We start from the raw sequence: 21,224 nt of genomic DNA, 5'->3' as shown, positions 1-21,224 counted from the left end.
TGCCTACGTCAGCCCGTGTGCCCCTCCCCGTGGCCGCCGTGCCCGCCGTGGCCGGCGCCGTGGTCGAACTTCAGGGCCTCCGCGGGCATGACGACGAAGGGCCGCATCATGCCCATGTCCTCGTGCTCCAGCAGGTGGCAGTGGTACATGAACCGGCCGTACGCGCCGTCGAACTTGCCCATGACCCGGAGCATCTGGTTCCCCGGCACCCGGAAGACGTCCTTGTAGCCGAGTTCGTTGGGCGCCAGCGGGACGGTGGTGCCGGCGTCGTACCGGACGGGGCTGCGGGTGCCGCCGACCACCGGGTCGAAGCCGGAGACGTCGTAGGCGTCCCGGCCCAGCAACTGGAAGTCGGCCAGGTGGATGTGCATGGGGTGGACGATCGGGGCGAGGTTGAGGAAGCTCCACTGCTCGTGGCTGCCCTCGGCGATGGTGAAGCCCAGGCCGTCGTTGAACGTGCGGGCCGTGCGCCGGTAGGTCTTCGTCCTCCCGTCCGGTCCGGTCACCTGGATGACGCCCTCGGTGGGGACCTGGATGTCGCCCGGGTCCTCGACCTCCGTCATCTCCCAGATCTCCGGGTGGCCGCCGCCTCCCTTGGTGGCGGGCGGGGTGAGGACGATCAGCCGGTGGCCGTGCTCGATGTCGTGGGTGAGCCGGCGGAAGGAGCCGGAGAGCACCTCTGGCAGTTCGAAGGTGTCCTCCTCGCAGCTCTCCCGGACCCGGAACTCCATGACCGCCGGAAAGCGCACGTCACCGGCCGGGTCGGGCACGCCCGGCGGCTGGTTGCGGCCCTTGTTGACCAGGCGGAGCTTTCGGCCCGCGAGACCGCGGAAGTCGACGAGCAGGTCGAAGCGCTCGGCCGGCGCCGCGGTCAGGGTGGGCAGCGCGCCGTCGAAGTCGATCGGCACCGGGCGCGGCAGCAGTCCGCCGTCGCTGCCGATCTGGTGGACGATGCCCGGGACCGGGTTGTCGTCCTCGTCGACCAGGACGAGGTTGTAGATGCGCGCGTTGGACGCGTTGACCAGCCGGAACCGGTACCAGCCGTCGTCCACCTCGGCGTACGGCCAGATCCGGCCGTTGACGGTGGTGTACGGGCCGCTGAACGGGATGGAGACCGGCTTGCCCGTCTCCGGGTTCTTCTCCTGGACGATCACCGTCTTGTGCAGCAGCCGTCCGTTGAGCCGACCGTCCTCGTCGGTGTCGAGATTGCGGTCGGCGAGCAGCAGCGGGATCTCCCGCTCCCCGCACGGCAGGCGAAGGGCGTCCTCCTCGTCGTCCCGGACGAGGTAGGTGCCGTACAGGCCCGTCATCACGTTCCACCGCGTGATGTTCATCGCGTGGTCGTGGTACCACCACTGCACCGCCTGGTGGTCGTTCGGGTACTCGGACAGCTGGGCGTCGCCGAAGCCGACCGCGTTGTCCGCCCAGCCGTCGTTGCCGCCGCCCGTCTGGGCGCCGTGCAGATGGGTCACCGACCAGGCGGGCAGGGCGGCGACGTCCTTGTTCGGCTCGACGCCCTCGCGGCCGGGCTCGGTGGTGGCGGGCGGACGGCCGTCGGTGCGCAGCGGCACCTCCACCGAGGCGACCGGGTACTCGCTGTCCTTGGGGACGCGGTTGGTCCAGGCGATACGGACGCGCTGTCCGCGGCGCACCTCGATGGTCGGGCCCGGCACCTGCCCGTCGTACCCCCACATCAGGGTCGGCGGCAGCTGCGGGTGCAGGCGCACCCAGGTCGGGCGCAGGGCGATCTCGGTCTCACGTAAGACGTCTTCGGAAGCGGGCCGCAGGACGGTGGGGACGGGCAGCGGGGCCAGGTACGGCGTGAGCTCGCCGGTCTCGGCCCTGAGGTCGCCGCCACTGTCGCTGTCGCTGTCCGTGAGCCTCTCGATGATGTCGGTCAAGGTCGAACACCCCCGTGTGTTCTCGTCGTCTGTTCCCCTCATCCCAGAAGACTCCCAGCGCACCGCCCAAGTTCCCTGAATATCCGATTCCGCACGAAAAGTTTCGGAAACCGCATCCGGAGTACGGAAGTCCGTTGTCAGTGGCCGCTGTTACGTTCTGTGACATGACCGATCACGCGTTGCGGCTGCTCCGAGAGAACGTCCGCCTGGCCGAGTTGGCCGCCTTCCCCTTCAACTTCGACATCGGCCGTGCCTCCCACGGCCATGTCGAAGAGGTACGCCTGGCTTCGGGCGGACCGCTCGACATAGTGGCGGGCGACGACACCGGCGGTACGTACTTCGTGTGCGCGGACGGGTCGCTGCTGTACGCCGACTCGGAGGGCTCGGCGGGGATCATCGGATCGAGTGTCGACGAGGCGCTGGAGATCATGATCGGTCTGGCGGAGGCCGAAGAGGACGAGGAAGGGGAAGGGGAAGGGGAAGGGGAAGGGGAAGAAGACGGGGAGGGACCTCGGCAGGGCCCCGGCCTCGAAGACGCGCGAGCCGAACTGCGCGCCGCGCTGGGCTTCCCCGAGCGCCCGGCCGCCGAGCTGGAAGCCCTGCTGGACGCCGCACTCCTGCGCACCGAGCCCGACTTCGTGCTGCTGAACGGGACGGAGCACAACGCCTATCAGCTGCTGGACTCGTATCCGCGTCCACCCCTGTGGGAGCCGGTGCTCGCGAGCGGCCGGACCGACCTCGCCCTGTTGCGGGCGGGTGACCCTGCGGCCCGGGAGGCGGTGGCGGAGGATCCCGTGCGCCGCCGACTCGCCCTGCGGGCCGCGCAGTTCGACCGTGCCGAGGGCGACCTGGAGCTGCTGCGGCATCTGCTGCGGCACGAGGCGGCGTCGTCGATGACGGAGGAGCTGCGGGTCGCGGCCGTGCTGGTGGGGCTCTACGGGGACACCAGCGACTTGGCGTTGCTGAACGAGGTGCGCGAGACCGACTTCGACACGGCGTGCGGCCTCGGCGGGATGCCGGAACCGGGCGCGAGCGCGGAGGAGTTGCGTACGTGGGCGCGGGAGCTCGACGACATGCTGGTCGGTGCGGATCCGACGGACGAGCCCTTGAGCACCTGGACCGATCTGGCCCGGGACCAGGGTATGACCGAGCTCGCCAGAGTCGCCTTGATCCGCGACCTGGACGAGATCGTCATGGACCAGAGCAGACTCCGCCGCCCCGACGCGTCAAGGGCACTCACCACAGCCCCGCTGCGCGCGCTCGCCCGGGACTTCGAGGAGCTCGGCGACCGCACCCAGGCACTGCGTGCCCAGCGTCTGTACACCGCCTTGCAGGAGACGGCGTGGGACCGGGTCTCGGCCCGTCTCGACCAGGCGGGCCTGGAGCGTGCGGACGGGCAACTGGCGGAGGCGACAAGGAGCCTGGAGGCTTTGCGCGGCATCCTGGCGGACCCTGGAGACGACTCCCTGCGTCACTGGCAGGGTGTGTACTTCGGTCGCTTCATCGCCCAGGAGCACTACCGCCTCACTCACGCCCTGGCCGACGCCCACCTACCCGAAGAGGCCCGCGCGCTCCTCACCGCGGCCGACGAGATACTCGGCGAGCTCTCGGAGAACGCCGCGAGCGGCGTACGAGAGCTCGCCGAGGCGACGGCGGCGCGGGTGCGGGAGGTCAGCTGAGGACGGGCACGGCCGGGGCACGGTCCGGCAGGAAGCCGTGCGCGCGGCGGCCCAGGTACTCGGCCTTGTAGCGGTCGACCTCCTGGTGCCAGTTCAGGATGCCCGCCATCCAGTTCTGGAGGTCGACCACATAGTTCCGCATGATCTCGCGGGCCTCGTCAGAGAGCCCGAAGTCGTCGTACACGATGGGCAGTTCGTGTGCGGCCACGTGCTCGAACTGCTGCATGCGCTGGGTCATCAGGTCGTGCACGACGGACAGCGCGGTCGGGTAGTCGATGCCGAAGAAGTTCTGCACGACGAGGATCGCGTTGTGGATCTCTCCCTCGTACTCGATCTCCTTCTGGTAGGAGAAGACGTCGTTGAGGAGGCAGGCGTAGTCGATGGCGGCGTTCTCCAGCGAGCGGACGGGACCGCTGCGGTACACCTCCGGTGGGACGGCGGGGCCGTGGCCCATCCGGCACAGGCTGAGCGTGAGGTCGGAGCCGAAGGTGGCGCGCCGCATCTCCAGGTAGTCGACCGGGTCGGGGACGCGGTTCTGGAGCTGGTTGGACAGCTCCCACACCCAGCTCTCGGTCATGACGTTCACCGCGTCCTTGAGGAAGCGGCGTTGCTCGGGGGTCATGGCCGCCGTCGTACGCGCCCACAGGTCGATCAGGCCGCGTTCCATGGCGTTGAGCGGAAGGGCGGCCTGCTCGCCGTCGACGGGCATGCAGGCCGAGAGGCGCTGGGTGGTGAGCCGCGCGGCGGCGAGGTCACGGCGGTGGCCGAAGACCAGCGGATAGTAGTCGTCGCCGTAGGTGCCCCAGGCGAGCCACTGCGAGCTGAGGTCGAGGGCCTCGGGCGTGGCGTCCGGGTCGAGGCCGGCCGCGCACAGCGGCAGGTCGGCGGCGGCGAGCTTGTCCTCGTCCCAGACACCCTCCTGGAGGATGCCCATCCGGTGCGACCACTCGGTGAGGCGGTGGCGGGCGGCGCCCAGGTGCGGGCTGAGCTCCAGTTGGAAGGGCATGTAGAAGTCGGGGAGCCGGGACGGGCCGACCTTCTGGTACGGCATGTGCGTGTAGGCACGCAGGCGTTCGGCGCCGGCGGCCGCGAGCAGCGCGCCGACGTCGGCGGCGGAGGTGCCTGGGCCGGTCGGGGTCCGCCAGGGTGCGGTGGGCTCGGCGCGCGCGTTCATGTAGCGGCTGGAGCGCATGTGCCATTCGTGGCCGCCGGACTGCCAGTCCTGCAGTCCCCGGGTGTACTCGGCGACCGCGGCGACCTCCTGCGGGGTGAGCCCCTTCTCCAGCGCCACGGCCGGGACCTCGGTGAGGGCGGTGTGCTCGAACTGGTGGAGCCGGGAGGTGAGGACGTCGTTGACGGTGTCGGCGGCCTCCTGGGTGGTGCAGCCGAAGAAGGTCTCCAGGACCAGGACGCCGTTGCTGAGTTCGCCCTCATCCTCGACCTCGCGCTGGTAGGAGAACAGGTCGTTGCGCAGGTGCACGGCGTCCGAGAAGGTCTCCATCAGGACCCTCAGCGGCCTCGACTCGGCGACGGACGCGGGCACTTCGGACGTCGCGTACTCCACCAGGCCCGACGACCAGGGGGCACCGCCCACCTTGCGGCGCATCTCGATGTACTCGACCGGGTTGGCGACCCGGCCCTCGTTGATGTTGGACAGCTCCCACAGTGACTCGTTGAGGAGGTGTTCGGTCGCGACGGAGAAGCGGCGGCGCCAGTCGGCGGACATCTTGGGCACGGTGCGCGTCCACAGGTCGGCGAGGCCCGCCTCGACCGGGTTCTGCGGCTCGGGCATCGGGGTCGACAGGTCCATCGGCATGAACAGGGGCAGCCGGTCCAGGTAGGTCTTGCCGCCGACGCGGTCCTGAGTGCGCTTGAAGATCTCCAGGAAGTGGTCGTCGAAGAAGAAGACCCACACGTACCAGTCGGTGATGAGGGAGAGCGCGGGACCGTCGCATTCGGGGTGGGTGTAGGCGCAGAGCAGGCCGTAGTCGTGCGCGTCCAGGTCGGTCTGTTCCCAGACCCCGGACCCTTCCAGCATGCCCATCTCGCGCGCCCATTCGGTCGAGTGGGCGCGCGCCTCGTCGACGTGCGGGTTCAGCCGCGCGGGATACGGCATGTAGAAGTGCGGGAGTTCGAAGGGCTGCTGCGTCATGGCCGGGCCCTACCCCTGGGGCTCAAGTGGCATCCGTGGCGCGGCACATGATCACACCATCGCGTGAATCGCGGGTGAATCCGGGAGTTCTCGGCGGCCCTTGTGGCGTTCATCTCTACGCGCGCAGACTTCTCGCACCTCAAGTGTCCACCTCCCTTTCCGGAGTCGCGATGAACCCCACCGGATCCCTCTCACGCCGCACGGCGCTCGCCTCCCTCGCCGGGGCGGCGCTGGCCACGACCGCGGCGATCCCGGCCTCGGCGACCACTGCGTTCCCTGTCTCGGCGGCCGAGCGGCACGGCCGCCGGTCCGTGCGGTTCGCCACCTTCAACGCCTCGCTGAACCGCGGCAGCCAGGGTTCGCTGATCGCCGACCTGTCCACGCCGGACAACGCCCAGGCACGCAACGTGGCCGAGACCATCCAGCGGGTCGACCCGGACGTGCTGCTGATCAACGAGTTCGACCACGACGAGCAGGGCCGAGCGGTCCGGCTGTTCCTGCGCAACTACCTGGCCGTCGGTCACAACGGATCGAAGCCGGTCCGTTTCCCGTACCACTTCACCGGCCCGGTGAACACGGGCGCCGCCTCCGGTGTGGACCTCGACGGGAAGAACGGCGCCGTCACGACGCCCGGTTCGGACGCGTACGGGCAGGACGCGTACGGCTACGGCTGGTTCCCGGGGCAGTACGGGATGGTCGTGCTGTCGAAGTTCCCGATCGACACGCCTGCGGTGCGGACCTTCCAGCGGTTCCTGTGGAAGGACATGCCGGCCAATGTCATGCCGTCGGACTACTACAGCGACGAGGCCCGTGCGATTCTGCGGCTGTCGTCGAAGAGTCACTGGGACGTGCCGGTGTGCGTCGGGCGCGACACCGTGCACTTCCTCGTCTCGCATCCGACGCCGCCCACCTTCGACGGACCCGAGGACCGTAACGGTCGGCGCAACCACGACGAGATCCGGCTGTGGGCCGACTACGTCGGCGGCCGTCGGCGCAGTGCCTATCTGTACGACGACAAGGGGCGGCGTGGTGGACTGCGGACCGGCGCGCGGTTCGTGATCGCCGGGGACAACAACGCGGATCCGTACGACGGGGACAGTTACGCCCACGCGATAAGGCAGTTGCTCGACCACCCGGCGGTGGAGCTGCCCTCGACCCCGCCGTCCAGCGCGGGCGGCGTGGAGGCGGCGAGGCTGCAGGGCGGCGCCAATGCCTCGCACCTCGGTGACCCGGCGTACGACACGTCCGACTTCGGTGACACCGCGCCGGGGAATCTGCGCGTCGACTACGTTCTCCCGTCCAGGGGGCTGATACCGGGGGCGAACGGCGTCTTCTGGCCGACGTCCGACGACCCGCTGTACCGGCTGGTGGGGGACGGGGCGACGGTGCCGACGTCCGATCACCGGCTGGTGTGGCAGGACGTGCGGGTGGGTTGAGCGGGCCGACTCTCACCCGGGCCGCGCCTGCCCGTCCCGCCCTTGTCGCCAAAGCCGGTTGAGAAGGGTGCGCTCGCTGAGGAAGGGTCTGTGGGCATGGAGTTCTTCTGCTACCACCGGGACCGGCTGGATTCTCTCGCGTTGCGCGAGGAGTTGCTGGAGGAGCACTGGTCCTACATGGACCGGTACGCCAAGGAGCTGATCGCTCGCGGCCCGACCTTCGCCGGCGACGGGGAGACGCCCACCGGAAGCGTGCACATCGTCGATCTGCCCGATCCCGCCGCTGCCCGCGCGTTCGCCTTCGACGAGCCCAACTACCAGGCGGGTGCGTACCGGGACGTGCTGCTGCGCCGATGGCGCAACGTACTGGGGCGCACCATGTGGGATTTTCCCGGTGGCCGCAGTGATGGCAACCGGTACCTCGTGCTCGGCCTCGGCGAGGGCGCGGCCGCCGACCTCGCCCCGCCGCCCGACAGGGACGAGCTGATCGCGTACGGGCCGTTGCTGTCCGACGACGGCGACACATGGCTGGGCACGGCGGTGCTGCTCCGGGCCCCGGACCCGGACACGGCACGCGCCACCCTGACTGCGGACCGGTACGCGGACATCGAGGTCCACGACTGGGAGTTCGGCGGACGTCGATGAAGTACGTGGGCGCCAGGTGGCCAGTCCCGACTGGGTGATGAAGATGCCGAGGCCGGCGGCGATGCAGGGGGCGGTGGCGGGTAGTTCGTCCCGTAGGAGGACGGCGAGGCGGCCGAAGCCGAAGGCGCGCAGGGTGCCCTTGGCCAGGGGGTCGGTCTCGCCGAGGCCGCAGACGGTGAGGAAGAGGACCGGTCAGACGGACGCGTATGTCACCAGCGCGACGGACGGCAGCGGCCGCGGCAACTCGACGGTTGCGCGTACGGCGGCATCGACGACCGGCACGCTGCCGAGGACCAGGCCGAGCGGGACGGCGATGGCACAGGCGAGCGGGAGCCCCGAGCCCGCCCGGGCTCTGTCGGTCTCCACCGATATGGTCCACCTTGGTCCCATGACCTCCTTCTCGCTCCCCCATGAGCTGCACGGTGACGGCGCCCACAAGGTCTTCGCGGTGCACGGCTGGTTCGCCGATCGGTCCGCCTACGCGGCGGTCCTCCCCGACCTCGACCGTACGGAGTTCACCTACGCGCTCGTCGACATGCGCGGCTACGGCGCCGCGAAGGACGCCGTCGGCGCGTACACGACCAACGAGGCGGCCCTCGACCTGGTGGAACTGGCCGACCGGCTCGGCTGGGAGCGGTTCTCGGTGGTCGGGCACTCGATGGGCGGGGCGGTCGGCCAGCGCCTCCTCGCCGTCGCCCCGCACCGGCTGCGCAGGCTGGTCGGGGTCTCGCCGGTGCCCGCTTCGGGACTGGCGTTGCCGCCCGAGCAGTGGGAGCTGTTCGCGGACGCGGCGCACCAGCCGGCCAACCGGCGCGCCATCATCGACGTCACCACCGGTGGCCGTCGGCCGGACGCCTGGCTCGACCGGATGGTCGCCCGTTCGCTCGCCGTCAGCGACCAGAAGGCGTTCCGCGCCTGGCTGGACTCCTGGGCCGGGGAGGACTTCCACACACGGGTCGAGGGCTCCCCCATCCCCGCGCTCGCCGTGGCCGGCGCCCTCGACCCCGCCCTGTCCGCCGACCTTCTCCGCGGGACGTGGATGACCTGGTATCCACGGGCCGAGCTGCACGAACTCCCTTCCGCGGGCCACTACTCCATGGACGAGACGCCGCTGGAGCTCATCCGCGTGGTCGAGGACTTCCTGCGCGCCGACAGCACGGACGGCACGGACGGCACGGAAGGCGCGGAGGGCACGGAAGGCGCAGAAAGCAGCGGCCGCGTCAGTGAAGGCGAGCGAGCGTGACCGTCCACGAGGCGCCCCCCGTCCCCGATGTCTTCGACCCCCGGCAGTACGCGGCCGACGTGCCCCACGAGGCCTATCGCGTCCTGCGCGACCATCACCCCGTGGTCCGGCAGGAGGAGAGCGAGGTGCTGGGCTGGCCGGCCGGGCCCGGGTTCTGGGCGGTGACCCGGCACGCGGACGTGGTGCGCGTACTCAAGGACTCGGTGACCTACTCCTCGTACATCGGCGCGACCCAGATCCGGGATCCCGACCCCGACGATCTGCCGTTCATCCGCCGCATGATGCTCAATCAGGACCCGCCAGGGCACGGCCGGCTGAGGCGGCTCGTGAGCCGGGCCTTCACTCCGGGGCGTGTCGACCGTTTCGCCAGGACCGCCGAGCAGCGGGCCCGAACACTCCTCGCGCGGGCCATGGAGACGGCCCGCGCGACGGACGGCACCGTCGATCTCGTCACCGCCGTGACCGACGACTACGCCCTGCTCAACCTCGCCGACCTGCTCGGCGTGCCGGAGGCCGACCGCAAGCTGCTGCTGCACTGGACGCAGCGGGTGATCGGCTACCAGGACCCCGACGAGGCGGGTCCCCCGGTGCTGGACCCGCAGGGCAGGCCGGTCAATCCACGGTCACCCGCGATGCTGCGGGACATGTTCGCGTACGCCCGCCAACTGGCCGCGCACAAAAGGCGGTTCCCCGACGACGATGTGATGACGACCCTCGCCCACGATGCCGAACTCGCCGGGCCGGAGCTGGAGATGTTCTTCTTCCTGCTCACGGTCGCGGGCAACGACACCGTCCGCAGCGCGGCCCCGGGCGGCCTGCTGGCACTGGCCGAGCACCCGGAGTCGTACGAGCGACTACGCGCCGGGCACCACCAACTTCACCTAGCCGTAGATGAGTTGCTGCGCTGGCACCCGCCCGTCCTCACCTTCCGGCGCACCGCCGCGCAGGACACGGAGCTGGCCGGTCGGCGTATCCGCGCGGGCGACAAGGTGGTCGTCTTCCACGCCTCGGCCAACCGTGACGAACGGGTCTTCAGCGAACCGGACCGGCTGGATCTGTCCCGCGCCCCGAACCCGCATGTCTCGTTCGGCGACGGCCCCCACGTCTGCCTGGGCGCGCACTTCGCACGGCTCCAGCTGCGCGTGCTCTACCAGGAGGCCCTGCGGGTACTGCCGGAGCTACGCACGGCCGGGCCGCCCAAGCGGCTGGTGTCGAACTTCATCAACGGGCTCAAGTCGCTCCCGGTGCACATTACTTGAGCCGGAACGGGACCCGACTGTCCCCGGGACACCGGCACACCCCATCCGTCACCGCCTACCCCATCCGTCACCGCCCACCCCATCCGTCACGGCCCACCCCATCCGTCACGTCCGCACCTGGATCAGCGCGTGCGTGCCGCCCGTCCGCCACCGCTGCCCCTCCGACGCCACCAGCGCCGCCTCGGTCCTGGTGTCGAGGCCGGTGATCACGTCGGACTTGAGGGTGCGCAGGGCGGCGACCGGGCCGGGGAAGTAGGCGGTGACGTCGGCGAACGGCGTGGTCGGCGGCCAGCGGCGGTCGCCGACCAGGCGGCGGTAGTTGAGGTCGCCCTTGAGGAGGGTGAGGGTGGCGGCGGCGAGCTCGTCGCGCAGGTCGCCGGGCATCTGTGCGTACGGCAGCGGGGCGCAGGAGAAGGGGTGGGCGCGGACGGTGAGGCGGCCGTCCGTCAGCGCCGCCCAGAGGGTACGGCCGTAGGTCGCGGCGGCGCCCGGGGCCGCCGTCAGCCGGCGCAGGGCGTCCAGTACGTCGGTGTGCGTGGCGTCGGAGACGTAGTACGGGTACGGCTTGACGTGGAGGACGGCCCGCGCGATGCGCCCCTGGGTCAGGAGGTGGGCGATGAGGAGCAGGTCGGGGACGAGCTCGCGGCCCGCGTTGTCGGCGATCAGGCACAGGGTGGCCGAGCCGGAGGGCGGGAGCAGCGACCAGAGGGGCGCGCTGTCGTCGGCCACCAGGGGCGGGGTGTCCGAGGAGGTCTCGCCGTGCGCGGCCGACAGCCGGAAGCCGAGGTCGGCCCGGTTGCCCCAGAGGGAGCCGTGCAGCAGCGCCCGGTCCTGCTCGTCGGCGGGCCGGTCGGCGAGGGTGTCGAGGGCGGAGAGTTCCTCGTCCGTCTCCGGGGCGTCGAGCTCGGCGGTCTTGGAGGGACGGAAGGGGTCGATGCCCTGCCACGGCCCGGGCGTGAAGTAGCCGACGGCTTCGAGGAGTTGGCGGTAGAAGTAGCTCTCCGACCACAGCCACGGTACGTCGAACCAGGACCGGCCCGCGTAGTCGTCGGCGCCCCAGGCCGTCCAGCGGTCGCGGTCGTGCGCGTCGGCGGGGAGGGGCTCGATCACGCCCTTCGTGCAGTTCGCGAGGAGCGCGTCCAGGGCGCGGTGCTGCTCGGGGCCGTACGGGAAGGAGTCCCGTACCTGCTGGATGATCGCGGGATGCCGTTCGGCGAGGACGCTGTGCGGGAACGAGCCGGGTTCGTTCCCGAGGAGCACGGGCGGGGGCGGGGTGTCGGACCTCTCGGGCATGCGCCTCACGGTACCGCGCGTGCCATACGGCTCATACGGCTCTGATCTCCCGCTCCAGCTGTGTCGCGAGCGTGAGGTAGCGGGCCCGGCGCGGTACCGGGACCAGGCCGCGGATCATGATGTGCCACATCTCGGCCAGCCGGCGGGGCTGGCGTGCGACGGGTTCGAGCGAGCGGCCGACGACGCGGGTGCCGACGAAGAAGCAGACGAGCGAGTGGGCCGCGGCCTCGGCGTCGACGTCCGGGTGGATGTCGGACTCCTTGGCGGCGCCGAGAAGTCTGCGGGTGGTGATGTCCAGCAGCTCGGTGTACGGGTGCCGCAGCGGCGGCCGTATCACCACTCCCCCGGTGGCCAGGCGCAGGCCGGCCCGCGGGATCGGGCCCTCGACGGAGAGCCGCACGATGCCGAACGTCGTGCGTATCAGGGACTCCAGCGAGGTGTAGCCCCGGCCGTCCATCTCGGTCGCGACCTGCCGGGACGCCCGGGACTGGAGCTCCATGATGGCCTGGGCGAGGTCCTCCTTGGCCGCGAAGTGGAAGTAGAGGGCTCCCTTGGTGACCTGGGCCTGCTCGACGATGTCACTGAGACTGGTCGACTCGTAGCCGTGACGGTCGAACAGTTCGGCGGCGGCTGTGAGGATCGTGGTGCGGGTCTGTTCGGCGCGTAACTGCCTCGCCATCAGCTGGACTCTCCTGTGACGGAAAAGAACGGGTCGTGCCGTTTGTTTCTTGCTCCCCACACGATATCTCAGCGCTCTTCGATACCCACCCCGCACTCGAAGACCGTCGACTCCCCCTGGCGTCCGACGACTTGCACATCGGTGCCGTGCGCGCCTGCCCGGCCCTCGGCCTCTATCCAAAGAGGCAGGTCGAGTTCGGCGTACTGGTGGAAAACGGCATGGAAGGAAGCCGCTGTGCGGTGCGTGTTCCGGGTGTCGGCCCGGACGGCCTGGCGGGCCGCCTCCAGCAGGAGCATGCCGGGGACGTGGTCGAGTGGGTGATCGAAGAAAACAGCATGCCCGGTATCGACTCGCAGCTGCCAGCCGTCGGAGCGCCCGGCCGGGGCGAGGACGACGTCCGCGGGCAGGGCGCGGCCCACCTCGGCGGGCGGCAGACCGGGCGGGGCGGGCACCGCGGACACGGTGGCCGCGGTGCGGCCGCCGCGCAGTCGGCGGTAGACGGCCGCGCTGGTCCACGTGGCGGCCACGTGCGCGGTCCCGACGAGTTCCTCGCCGAGGCGTATCTCCACGTCGTAGCGGAATCCGGCCGGCCGGCCGCCGCGCCGGGTGACGTCGACGACGTCGATGTGCAGGACGGGTTCGGCGGGGGTGGCGCCCATGACGAGGTGTTTGGGGCGCGTGGTGATCCGCAGTTCCTGGAGCACGAACTGGTGGCCCAGGGGGACCTCGTAGGCGGTGTGCGCGATGAGTGTGCCGGCCTGGCGGACGGTTTCGGCCACGAGCAGCGGTTCATAGGCCGACCGGTCCGGCGACACGTGTAACTGATGGGCGCGCGGCCACTCGGCGAAGACGGTGAACCGGTCGGCGTCGGTGCTGGTCGCACCCGTGAGAAACGTTTCCGCGACCGAAGCGCGGTGGACGAGCTGGCGCGGTACGGTGGCGGTCAGACCGTCCGGTACCGGGGTCTCGGCGAGCAGGGTCGTGGCGAGTGGCCGCGGGTAAGGCATGTCCCCTCCTTGGGTACCCCCGTGTGTGCGCTGACAGACGGCGAGGTGCCCGTGCCGCGAGCGTTAGAGTACGAGCCGACCGGTTTGTTTTCAATGCGGACCTGGGTCGCCCGGCTGTGCCCGAACCGCTCCGGCGCACGCCCGGCGCACGGGCCGAACTCGGCGCAGCGGAGGGGCTGTTATGGCGAGGCAGGAGCGCGCCATCAGAACGCGGAGGGTGATTCTCGAGGCCGCGGGCGCGGTCTTCGACGAGCACGGGTACACCGCGACGACCATCTCGATGGTCCTGGAGCGGGCCGAAGTGACGAAGGGTGCCCTGTATTTCCACTTCTCCTCGAAGGAGTCCCTCGCCCAGGCCGTGCTGGACGAGCAGGTGCCCTTCGCAGCGGTGCCGCCGCAGCCGTGCAAGCTCCAGGAACTCGTCGACATGACCTTCGTGTTCGGGCAGCGGCTGCTCGGGAACTCGCTGCTCAAGGGCAGCGTGCGGCTGGCCGTGGACCAGAGCGCACCGCCGGGCTCCGACCACTCCGGCCCGTTCCGGCAGTGGGCGGATCATCTGGTCGTGCTGCTCGAACGGGCTCGTGACCAGGGCGAGTTGCTGCCCACCGTGGTGCCGAGGCAGACGGTGGAGCTGCTGGTCGGGGCGTTCGCGGGAATCCAGCTGATGTCCCGGGCGCTGACCGACCGTGCCGATCTGGCGGAGCGGATCTCGGTCCTGTGGGGACATGTCCTGCCGAGCATCGCGGTGCCGGGTCTGCTGCCCGGGATCGACCGGGAGCCCGATCGCGGCGCCCGCGTGCTGGCCGCCCTCGACGAGGCCGGCGCCGAGCAGGTCGCGGTGGACGCGTCCGGCTGAGCGAGCGCGAAGCCGACCGGAGCGTCGGTTTCCGCCCCGGTCGGCCGTGCTCAAGGCACACGACGGGCCGGCCGATGCCCCATCCGCACCGGCCGGCCCGCCCGTTCGTGTACGGGCCCGTCGAGGGCCCGCGTTCAGTTGTCGACCGGAAAGTCGACCGGAAAGTCGGTCGGAAAGTCGGTCGGAAAGTCGGTCGGAAGGTCTGTCCCCAGGTTGGTCAGAAGGTCAGCTTCCAGCTGTTGAGCCGGCCCGTGTCCTGGGCCGCCGTGTCCTGGACGCGCAGCTTCCAGGTGCCGTTGGCGGTCTCGCTGGAGGCGTTCACCGTGTAGGTGGTGTTGAGGTTGTCCGCGGAGTCCGAGGAGCTGGACTTCAGGCGGTACGTCGAGCCGTCCGGGGCCACCAGGTCGATGACCAGGTCACCGCGGTAGGTGTGGGTGATGTCCACGCCGACCTGGAGGGCCGAGGGGGCGTTGCCGCTGCGGCCGCTGACCGCGATGGACGACTCGATCGCGGAGCTGTTGTCCGGGATGGCGACGGCGGAGGTGCTGGTGAAGGTGGTGCCCCCCGTGGAGCCGCCGGAGCTGCCGCTCACCGCCTGCACCGTCTTGGCCGCGTCCGCGAGACCGGAACCGCAGCCACCGGAGCAGGTCCCCGGCAGCGTACGGGCGTTGGACTTGATGGCCGACTCGATCTGCGCCGGGGTCAGGGACGCGTTGGCCGACTTCATCAGCGCCGCGAGGCCCGCGATGTGCGGGGCCGCCATGCTGGTGCCCTGGTAGTACTCGTAGCTCTCGGAGGACGGGCCCTGGGAGCCGGAGTTCAGCGTGGACAGGATGCCGTTCGCGGTGACGGAGTTGGTCTCGCCGCCCGGGGCCGCGATGTCGACGACCGATCCGAAGTTGGAGTAGTAGGAACGGTTGCCCTGGCGGTCCGCGGCGGCCACGCTGATGACGTTGTTGCAGCTGGCCGGCGAGTAGTTGGCGGCGTTCGCGTTGCTGTTGCCCGCCGCGACGACGACCGTCGTACCGCGGTTCACGGCCGCGTTGATGGCGCTCTGGGTGGCGGTGGTGCAGGCGCCGCCCCCGCCGAGGCTCATGTTGATGACCTTGGCGACGTTGGTGTTGGCCGGGACGCCGGAGACCGAACCGCCGGACGCCCAGGTGATGGCGTCGATGATGTCGGAGTCGTAGCCGCCGCACTGGCCGAGGACGCGCAGCGGGGAGACCTTCGCGCCGTACGCGATACCCGCGATGCCCTTGCTGTTGTTGGTGACGGCGGCGATGGTGCCCGCGACGTGGGTGCCGTGCCAGGACGAGGTGGTGGCCGTCCAGTCGGCGGCGCACTGGCCGTCGGTGGTCCAGTCGCCGGTGTCGGCCGGGTTGCTGTCACGGCCGTTGCCGTCGTTGGAGACCGCGGTGTCGGAGATGAAGTCGTAGCCGCCGACGATGTTGGCGCCGAGGTCGGAGTGGGTGACGTAGCCGGTGTCGATGACGGCGACGGTGACCCCGCTGCCGGTGGCGACGTCCCAGGCGCCCGGCACGTTCATGCCGGCGGTGGCCTCGGACAGGTCCCACTGCTTGCCGTACTCGGTGTCGTTGGGCGTGGCCAGCGGCTTGTTCAGCCGGTCCGGTACGACGTAGGCGACCTGCGGGTCGGCCTGGTACTCGGCGACGACGTCGGCGACGTCCGCCTTGGTGAGCTTCTCGCCCAGGTCGACGAGGGCGGCGCCGGAGCCGAGGCGGCGCTGGAAGTCGACGTCCTCGCCGGCCTCCTTGCCCTTGGCGGCGGCGTCGGCCTCGGCGGCCTTGTTCGACCTGGCCTCGGAGGCGCCGGACTTGTAGCCGACGATGAGGCGCTCGGCCGGGGTGCCGGGGGCGGCCTCGGTCTGAGCCGCCGGGACGGGGGCGGCGGCTTCCTGGGGCGAGGAGTCCTGGGCCACGGCGACCGAGGTGGTGGCGGCCGTGAAGAGCGCGGCGGAGACCGCGGCGGCGGATATCAGCTTCCGTCTGGTGGACGCAGAGGTACGCAAGGGTGTGCCCTTTCGTGGCCTGCCGTACTCCGGGCAGCGCGGAGCGGCGGTCGATTCGCTTCGTCCTCGAAGCGGCGGGGGGTACGCCGAGAAGGCGGTGGGGCAGTGCGGGGAACGCAGGTGGGGCTGTGCGGGGAACGCAGTGGGGCTGTGCGAAACGCGGGGGCGCGGCGGCCGGCCTGGCGCGAGCTTCGACCCGTTCGGGGTTACCTGTGGGTCGGCTGTGGTCGAACGATAGGCAAAGAGAAGGTCATCGGGATACGGGGGAAACCCTCGATCCGGCCGGAAACCCACCCTCTACGTCGGACAGTTGACCGGTATTGCCGGACTTCGCCCGGCTCGTCGCGCAGTGAACGCGCCGGGCCGGATTCCCGTACTGCACGGGGACCCTTTCCGTGCCGGCCGAGGAGACGTTCCGGATGTCCCGGATGCCCTGGATGAGATCGCACCGCACCGCCCTGGCGGCCACCGCCGTCACACCCCTGCTGCTCACGGTGTGGGCGGCGGGCCCCGCCCGTGCGCACGGTGCGCCGACGGATCCGGTCAGCCGGGTGTACGCCTGCTCCCCCGACGGCGGCGCCGCGTCCGGGTCGGCGGCCTGCCGGGCGGCGGTCGCGTCGAACGGGGCGCCCTTCACGGCCTGGGACAACCTTCGGATCGCGAACGTGAACGGCCGGGACCGGCAGGTCGTCCCCGACGGACAGTTGTGCAGCGGCGGACTGCCCGCCTACCGGGGCCTCGACCTCGCCCGCGCCGACTGGCCGTCGACCCGGCTCACGCCAGGGGCCGACCTGACCATGCGGTACGTCTCGACGATCCCGCACACCGGCACCTTCAAGCTGTACCTCACCAAGCCCGGCTACGACCCGGCGAAGCCGCTGTCCTGGTCCGACCTGCCGGACCAGCCGTTCGCGGAGGTGAAGGACCCCGCGTTGACGAACGGGGCGTACCGGATCAGGGCGACACTGCCGTCCGACCGGACCGGGCGGCATGTGCTGTACACGGTCTGGCAGAACAGCAGTACGCCGGACACGTACTACTCGTGCTCGGACGTGGTGTTCCCGGCGGGCGGGGGCGAGGGCGCCGAGGAGAGCGGCGGCGGGCGTACGGCTGCCGCCACCGACGGCGGCAAGGGCCGGGGCGACGGCCGTACGACGGCGAGCCCTTCATCGTCGGCCGAGCCGCGCGGGCCCGTCTCACCGACGCCTTCCGACTCCGTCGGCGCGGGGAACCGGCGTCCGCAGAACGCCGCCGCGCCCGACAGCACGCCGGTAGCGAACACCGGTGGCGCCGATGCAGGGCCTTCGACGCCGATGCTGGCGGGCGGCGCCGCCGCGGTGCTGGTGCTCACCGGGGGCGCCGCCCTGGCGCTACGGCTGCGCAGGAGGTGACTGCGCAGGAGGTGAACTCCCGCTCGGCAGGCGTCAGTTGACGTAGACCGCCTCACCGGCGGCGGTCACCGGGGCGTACTTGGCGGTGAAGTAGCCGTTGGCGAAGCAGAGGGACGAGCCGGAGACCTTGGCGAACGCCGCGCTGCTGAAGTTGATCGTGTTGTCGTCGTTGCTCGCCGTGCCGGACAGGCTGGGGGCCTGGTAGACGCAGTTGATGCTGCCCAGCAGGGTCCGCAGGACGACCGTGGTCTGGATGGTGGAGCCCTCGGCGGGCGTGACGGTGACGGTGCCGTCGGAGGACACGGCGGCGCTGTACGGCAGGTTGTTGACCGTGATGCTGCTGACGCCGAGCACGCCGACCACGTTGGTGGTGCAGCTGGCGGCGTCGAAGGTGTGCGCGGAGACCGACTCCGTCGCGGTGCCGGGTGCGCTCGGGTTGTCCGCCACCGTGGCCGTGAACTGCGACGACGTGCACGAGATACCGCTCGTACCGGTCGCGCTGGAGTAGAACGTGGCGGCTGTGCCGCTCGCCAGCGGCGCGGCGAGGACCTCGCCGGCCGCGACGGCCGTACCGCCGACGGAGCCGGTGGTGAGGACGGCGCCGTCGGCCGCGGACGCGGGGCCGGCCAGGGGGAGGGTGAGCGCGGCGACGGTGCCGGCGAGGGTGAGGAGGGTGCGGGTGCGCATGGGGGTGTACCTCGGCTTTCGTTGCGGGGGTGTGCCCTGAGGGCAGCCGTGCCACTCAGGGGGGTCTGGGGTGGGGGTGCGCGAGTTCGTGTGTGCCGTTGCCGGTCCGTGACGCCTTCTCCGTACGTCACGGACCGGCAGCGGCTAGGGGGTGACCGGCACGGGCCGAGGGGGGAAGCGACCGTGACGGCTCCATGGAGTGAACTCACGGAAATGTGAAGGACATCAGTCCGGGAACGCGGGCAGAGGCCACGCGGGCGGCGGATCCGGCGCCACGGATCCAGGGGGGAGCCAGGGGCAGTTGTAGACCTGAGGGTCAGTCAACGTCAAGCAGTTGAGGGGGAGTTGATGTGGCAACCGGTGCCCGAGCGATGCCCGGGAAGCCCCTGAGTCACAGCGGACTCACAACCAACACCCTTTTTCCACAACCGCCTTGACCCTCGACTGTAACCACCGGTAACTTCCGGGCTTGGCTACTGCGGAGTACGAGAAAGCCCTTGCACCCGCCGGGAGTTGCGAGGAGACGTATGCCGTGGGCGCTGTCCGCGCCAGGACAACGTGCCGCTGATGCCCTACCCGCACTTTCTCTGCACCTGGGAGCAGTTATGGCCTTGTCCGAGAACCCGGAAAGCGGTTCCGTGTCCGAAGCATCCGAAGCGTCCGAAACCCCCGACGGTCCCGCGAGACGCGGGCGGGTCCGGGCGCGCCGAGCCGCCGTGATGGCGGTACCGGCCACCCTCGTCGCCGGCACCCTCGCGGTGCTCACCGCCGAGGGAGCGCTGGGCGTGCAGTTCGCGATCTCCGGCATGCCCTTCACCGTCACCGCGACCGAGCTCAACGGCACCGGGTTCGAGCAGTTCGGCGGGCTCGACGAGATGGCGCCGGGCAGTCCCAACGCCGGGGACACCGGTGGGCAGGTGCTGGTGGTCACGTCCGCGATCAAGAACGCGACGCTCACGAAGCTGTGCCAGAGCGTGGACCTGGGCGGGACGAACCTGCTCATCACCGCGGGCAGTGGGGCGGAGAAGGTGACCGCGAGCGATCTGACCACCGACTCGACGGAGTTGTCGGGTGACGCCGCGTTCAACAACATCGAGATCGGCAACGACGCGAGTACGTTGACCAAGGCCGGGGTCAAGGGACCGATCGGTGTCTTCAGTCAGCAGGCGGACACCGTGCGGATCGCCAATCTGCGGCAGACCAACTACGCGACGACTGCCGGGGTGTTCAAGCTTCCGGGGCTGAAACTCCGCTTCAGCAGTACGGGTTGCTGATGAGTTCGCGTACGGGTTTCCGGTCGGCCTTCCGTCGCTGGCGGGCCGACCGGCCGTTCTGGGGCGGGGTGTTGCTCGCGCTGGGCGGGGCGGAGGTCCTGCTCACCATGAAGGCGTCCGTGAAGGTCATGCTGCATGCCGGTATGCAGGGGCTGGCCGGGTACTTGCTGCCGACGCTGATGGTGTTGCTCGGTCTGCTGATCCTTTTCAATCCCGCGCAGCGGCTCTTCTATTCGATCACCGGGGTTCTGGTGGCGCTGGGGACCTGGCTCACGTCGAACCTGGGCGGGTTCTTCGTGGGGCTGCTGCTCGGGGTCGTGGGGAGTTGCCTTGCCTTTGGGTGGCTTCCGGATCAGGAACCCCGGGTCCGGCGGCGGCTGCGGCGGGACGGAGGGGTTGCCGCGACGGAGGTTTGACGGGTGCGCGATGGTTCGGCCTCTCGCCAGCGGTTCATCACGATGTGGCAGCAACGACTCACACCGCGTGGTTGCACACTTGACTACCGGTGGTCACACGCGATTGGCTCCGCCACAACGAGAGTTCACCAGGTCGGGGACCTCCTCGTTCGACTCCGGCCGCGCTCTCGTTCGTTCCTCCGGCTCGGCCGCACAGCGAGGTGCCGCACCCTCATGAAGACCCCACCCCCCTCCTTCACTCTCACTCGCGCCGCGGCCGTCACGGCCGCGGCCTGTCTGCTGCTGGCCGGCTGCTCGGCCGTCGGCGCGACCGACGACGCGTCGGGCGCGGACTCGGCGGGCACCGCTCGGCTGAAGGTCGCCCTCATCACGCACGGCGGCGAGGGGGACGACTTCTGGGAGCTGGTGCAGAAGGGCGCCCAGGCGGCGGCCGCCAAGGACAAGATCGAGCTGGCGTACGCGAACGACTCCGAGCCCGCGGGCCAGGCCGAGTTGATGCGGGACGCGATCCGGCAGAAGGTGGACGGCATCGCGGTGACCCTGGCCAAGCCGACGGCGATGGCCGGTCCGGTCGCCGAGGCGCGGGCGGCGGGCATACCCGTGGTCGGTCTCAACTCCGGTATGGACGAGTGGCAGTCGGCGGGACTCCTCGGGTACTTCGGCCAGGACGAGAGCGTCGCGGGCCGGGCCGTCGGCGACAAGCTGGACGGCCTCAAGGTCAAGCACGCCCTGTGCGTCATCCACGAGCGCGGCAACGTCGCCCTGGAGGCGCGCTGTGCGGGCGTGAAGAAGGCGTTCGGCGGCGAGACCGAGAACCTCTACGTGGACGGCACCGACATGGACGCGGTCACCGCCACCATCGCGGCGCGGCTCTCCCAGGACCCGAGCTTCGACGAAGTCGTCACGAACGGCGCGCAGTTCGCGCTGGCCGCGGTGAAGTCGGCCCAGGAGGCCGGCAGCAAGGCCCATGTCTCGACGTTCGACCTCAACGAGGACCTGGTCAAGGCGGTCCAGGACGGCGACGTGCAGTTCGCGGTGGACCAGCAGCCGTATCTCCAGGGCTATCTCGCGGTGGACTCGCTGTGGCTCCACCGGACGAACGGCAACACGCTCGGCGGCGGCGAGGCGCCCGTCCTGACCGGGCCGGCGTTCGTCACCAAGGCGAACGTCGCCTCGGTCGCGGAGTTCGCCGCCAACGGAACCCGCTGACCGGACAGTTCCCCGGACGGTGTCGCCAGAGATTCGGTCACGCGTGACGCGTACGCTCACTTGTACGG

General features: G+C 70.5%; 18 protein-coding genes. 10 read left to right on the top strand and 8 right to left on the bottom strand.

The window, feature by feature from the left end:
• Positions 1–8: 8 nt before the first annotated feature.
• Positions 9–1,901, bottom strand: a complete 1,893-nt coding sequence (gene phsA, locus AQJ67_RS17535; RefSeq protein ID WP_062719726.1) for an O-aminophenol oxidase PhsA — start codon at positions 1,899–1,901, stop codon at positions 9–11.
• A gap of 164 nt (positions 1,902–2,065) precedes the next feature.
• Here phsA and AQJ67_RS17530 point away from each other — a divergent pair, with 164 nt between their 5' ends.
• Positions 2,066–3,580, top strand: coding sequence for a hypothetical protein (locus AQJ67_RS17530; RefSeq protein WP_062719724.1), 1,515 nt, complete (start codon positions 2,066–2,068; stop codon positions 3,578–3,580).
• On the opposite strand, the gene cyc2 is transcribed toward AQJ67_RS17530, so the two are convergent.
• Positions 3,573–5,732: a germacradienol/geosmin synthase Cyc2 gene (gene cyc2 / locus AQJ67_RS17525; RefSeq protein ID WP_062719722.1), complete on the bottom strand. Its 2,160-nt coding sequence runs from the start codon at positions 5,730–5,732 to the stop codon at positions 3,573–3,575. The two genes, AQJ67_RS17530 and cyc2, sit on opposite strands and share 8 nt — an antisense overlap.
• Before the next feature lie 170 nt (positions 5,733–5,902).
• Here cyc2 and AQJ67_RS17520 point away from each other — a divergent pair, with 170 nt between their 5' ends.
• Together AQJ67_RS17520 and AQJ67_RS17515 are read left to right on the top strand one after the other, a co-directional pair.
• Positions 5,903–7,168: an endonuclease/exonuclease/phosphatase family protein gene (locus AQJ67_RS17520; protein WP_062719720.1), complete on the top strand. Its 1,266-nt coding sequence runs from the start codon at positions 5,903–5,905 to the stop codon at positions 7,166–7,168.
• A 96-nt stretch (positions 7,169–7,264) separates the two neighbouring features.
• Positions 7,265–7,813, top strand: a complete 549-nt coding sequence (locus AQJ67_RS17515) for a YciI family protein (RefSeq protein WP_062719718.1) — start codon at positions 7,265–7,267, stop codon at positions 7,811–7,813.
• Between the two features lie 192 nt (positions 7,814–8,005).
• Here the strand turns inward: AQJ67_RS17515 and AQJ67_RS49335 are convergent, their stop codons facing one another.
• Positions 8,006–8,179, bottom strand: coding sequence for a hypothetical protein (locus AQJ67_RS49335; protein WP_159058780.1), 174 nt, complete (start codon positions 8,177–8,179; stop codon positions 8,006–8,008).
• A gap of 22 nt (positions 8,180–8,201) precedes the next feature.
• On the opposite strand from AQJ67_RS49335, the gene AQJ67_RS17510 reads away from it, so the two are divergent.
• Positions 8,202–9,056, top strand: coding sequence for an alpha/beta fold hydrolase (locus tag AQJ67_RS17510; RefSeq protein ID WP_062719716.1), 855 nt, complete (start codon positions 8,202–8,204; stop codon positions 9,054–9,056).
• The gene (locus AQJ67_RS17505; RefSeq protein ID WP_062719714.1) at positions 9,053–10,315 is read left to right on the top strand and encodes a cytochrome P450; all 1,263 of its coding nucleotides are present in this window, start codon (positions 9,053–9,055) and stop codon (positions 10,313–10,315) included. Before AQJ67_RS17510 ends, AQJ67_RS17505 begins: the two co-directional genes overlap by 4 nt.
• A gap of 105 nt (positions 10,316–10,420) precedes the next feature.
• Here the strand turns inward: AQJ67_RS17505 and AQJ67_RS17500 are convergent, their stop codons facing one another.
• From AQJ67_RS17500 to AQJ67_RS17490, 3 genes are all read right to left on the bottom strand, one after another.
• Positions 10,421–11,608 carry a damage-control phosphatase ARMT1 family protein gene (locus AQJ67_RS17500; RefSeq protein ID WP_062719711.1) on the bottom strand — a complete coding sequence of 396 codons (1,188 nt, stop codon included), beginning with the start codon at positions 11,606–11,608 and terminating at the stop codon, positions 10,421–10,423.
• Positions 11,609–11,639: 31 nt separating this feature from the next.
• Entirely contained in the window at positions 11,640–12,287 is a 648-nt protein-coding gene (locus AQJ67_RS17495; protein ID WP_062719709.1) for a ScbR family autoregulator-binding transcription factor, read from the bottom strand.
• 68 nt (positions 12,288–12,355) lie between these two features.
• The gene (locus AQJ67_RS17490; RefSeq protein WP_062719707.1) at positions 12,356–13,294 is read right to left on the bottom strand and encodes a ScbA/BarX family gamma-butyrolactone biosynthesis protein; all 939 of its coding nucleotides are present in this window, start codon (positions 13,292–13,294) and stop codon (positions 12,356–12,358) included.
• Positions 13,295–13,475: 181 nt separating this feature from the next.
• Between AQJ67_RS17490 and AQJ67_RS17485 the strand changes: the two genes are divergently transcribed.
• A complete protein-coding gene (locus tag AQJ67_RS17485) occupies positions 13,476–14,150 on the top strand; it encodes a ScbR family autoregulator-binding transcription factor (protein WP_062719705.1) in 675 nt (224 codons plus the stop codon).
• 217 nt (positions 14,151–14,367) lie between these two features.
• On the opposite strand, the gene AQJ67_RS17480 is transcribed toward AQJ67_RS17485, so the two are convergent.
• Complete coding sequence (locus AQJ67_RS17480) at positions 14,368–16,179, bottom strand: S8 family peptidase (RefSeq protein WP_062719703.1); 1,812 nt, start codon at positions 16,177–16,179, stop codon at positions 14,368–14,370.
• Positions 16,180–16,607: 428 nt separating this feature from the next.
• Between AQJ67_RS17480 and AQJ67_RS17475 the strand changes: the two genes are divergently transcribed.
• Positions 16,608–17,570: a lytic polysaccharide monooxygenase auxiliary activity family 9 protein gene (locus AQJ67_RS17475; RefSeq protein ID WP_062720086.1), complete on the top strand. Its 963-nt coding sequence runs from the start codon at positions 16,608–16,610 to the stop codon at positions 17,568–17,570.
• Positions 17,571–17,603: 33 nt separating this feature from the next.
• Here the strand turns inward: AQJ67_RS17475 and AQJ67_RS17470 are convergent, their stop codons facing one another.
• On the bottom strand, positions 17,604–18,257 hold the full coding sequence (locus tag AQJ67_RS17470; protein WP_062719701.1) for a hypothetical protein: 654 nt from the start codon (positions 18,255–18,257) through the stop codon (positions 17,604–17,606).
• Positions 18,258–18,862: 605 nt separating this feature from the next.
• Here AQJ67_RS17470 and AQJ67_RS17465 point away from each other — a divergent pair.
• From AQJ67_RS17465 to AQJ67_RS17455, 3 genes are all read left to right on the top strand, one after another.
• A complete protein-coding gene (locus AQJ67_RS17465; RefSeq protein ID WP_062719700.1) occupies positions 18,863–19,531 on the top strand; it encodes a DUF6230 family protein in 669 nt (222 codons plus the stop codon).
• On the top strand, positions 19,531–19,947 hold the full coding sequence (locus tag AQJ67_RS17460; RefSeq protein WP_107122903.1) for a DUF6114 domain-containing protein: 417 nt from the start codon (positions 19,531–19,533) through the stop codon (positions 19,945–19,947). Before AQJ67_RS17465 ends, AQJ67_RS17460 begins: the two co-directional genes overlap by 1 nt.
• A gap of 213 nt (positions 19,948–20,160) precedes the next feature.
• Positions 20,161–21,156, top strand: a complete 996-nt coding sequence (locus AQJ67_RS17455; protein WP_062719695.1) for a substrate-binding domain-containing protein — start codon at positions 20,161–20,163, stop codon at positions 21,154–21,156.
• Positions 21,157–21,224: the final 68 nt, after the last annotated feature.

The organism is Streptomyces caeruleatus (assembly GCF_001514235.1).
Lineage (GTDB): Bacteria > Actinomycetota > Actinomycetes > Streptomycetales > Streptomycetaceae > Streptomyces > Streptomyces caeruleatus.
Note: the sequence above shows the minus strand (reverse complement) of the source record. Positions and strands in the feature narration are given on the sequence as shown.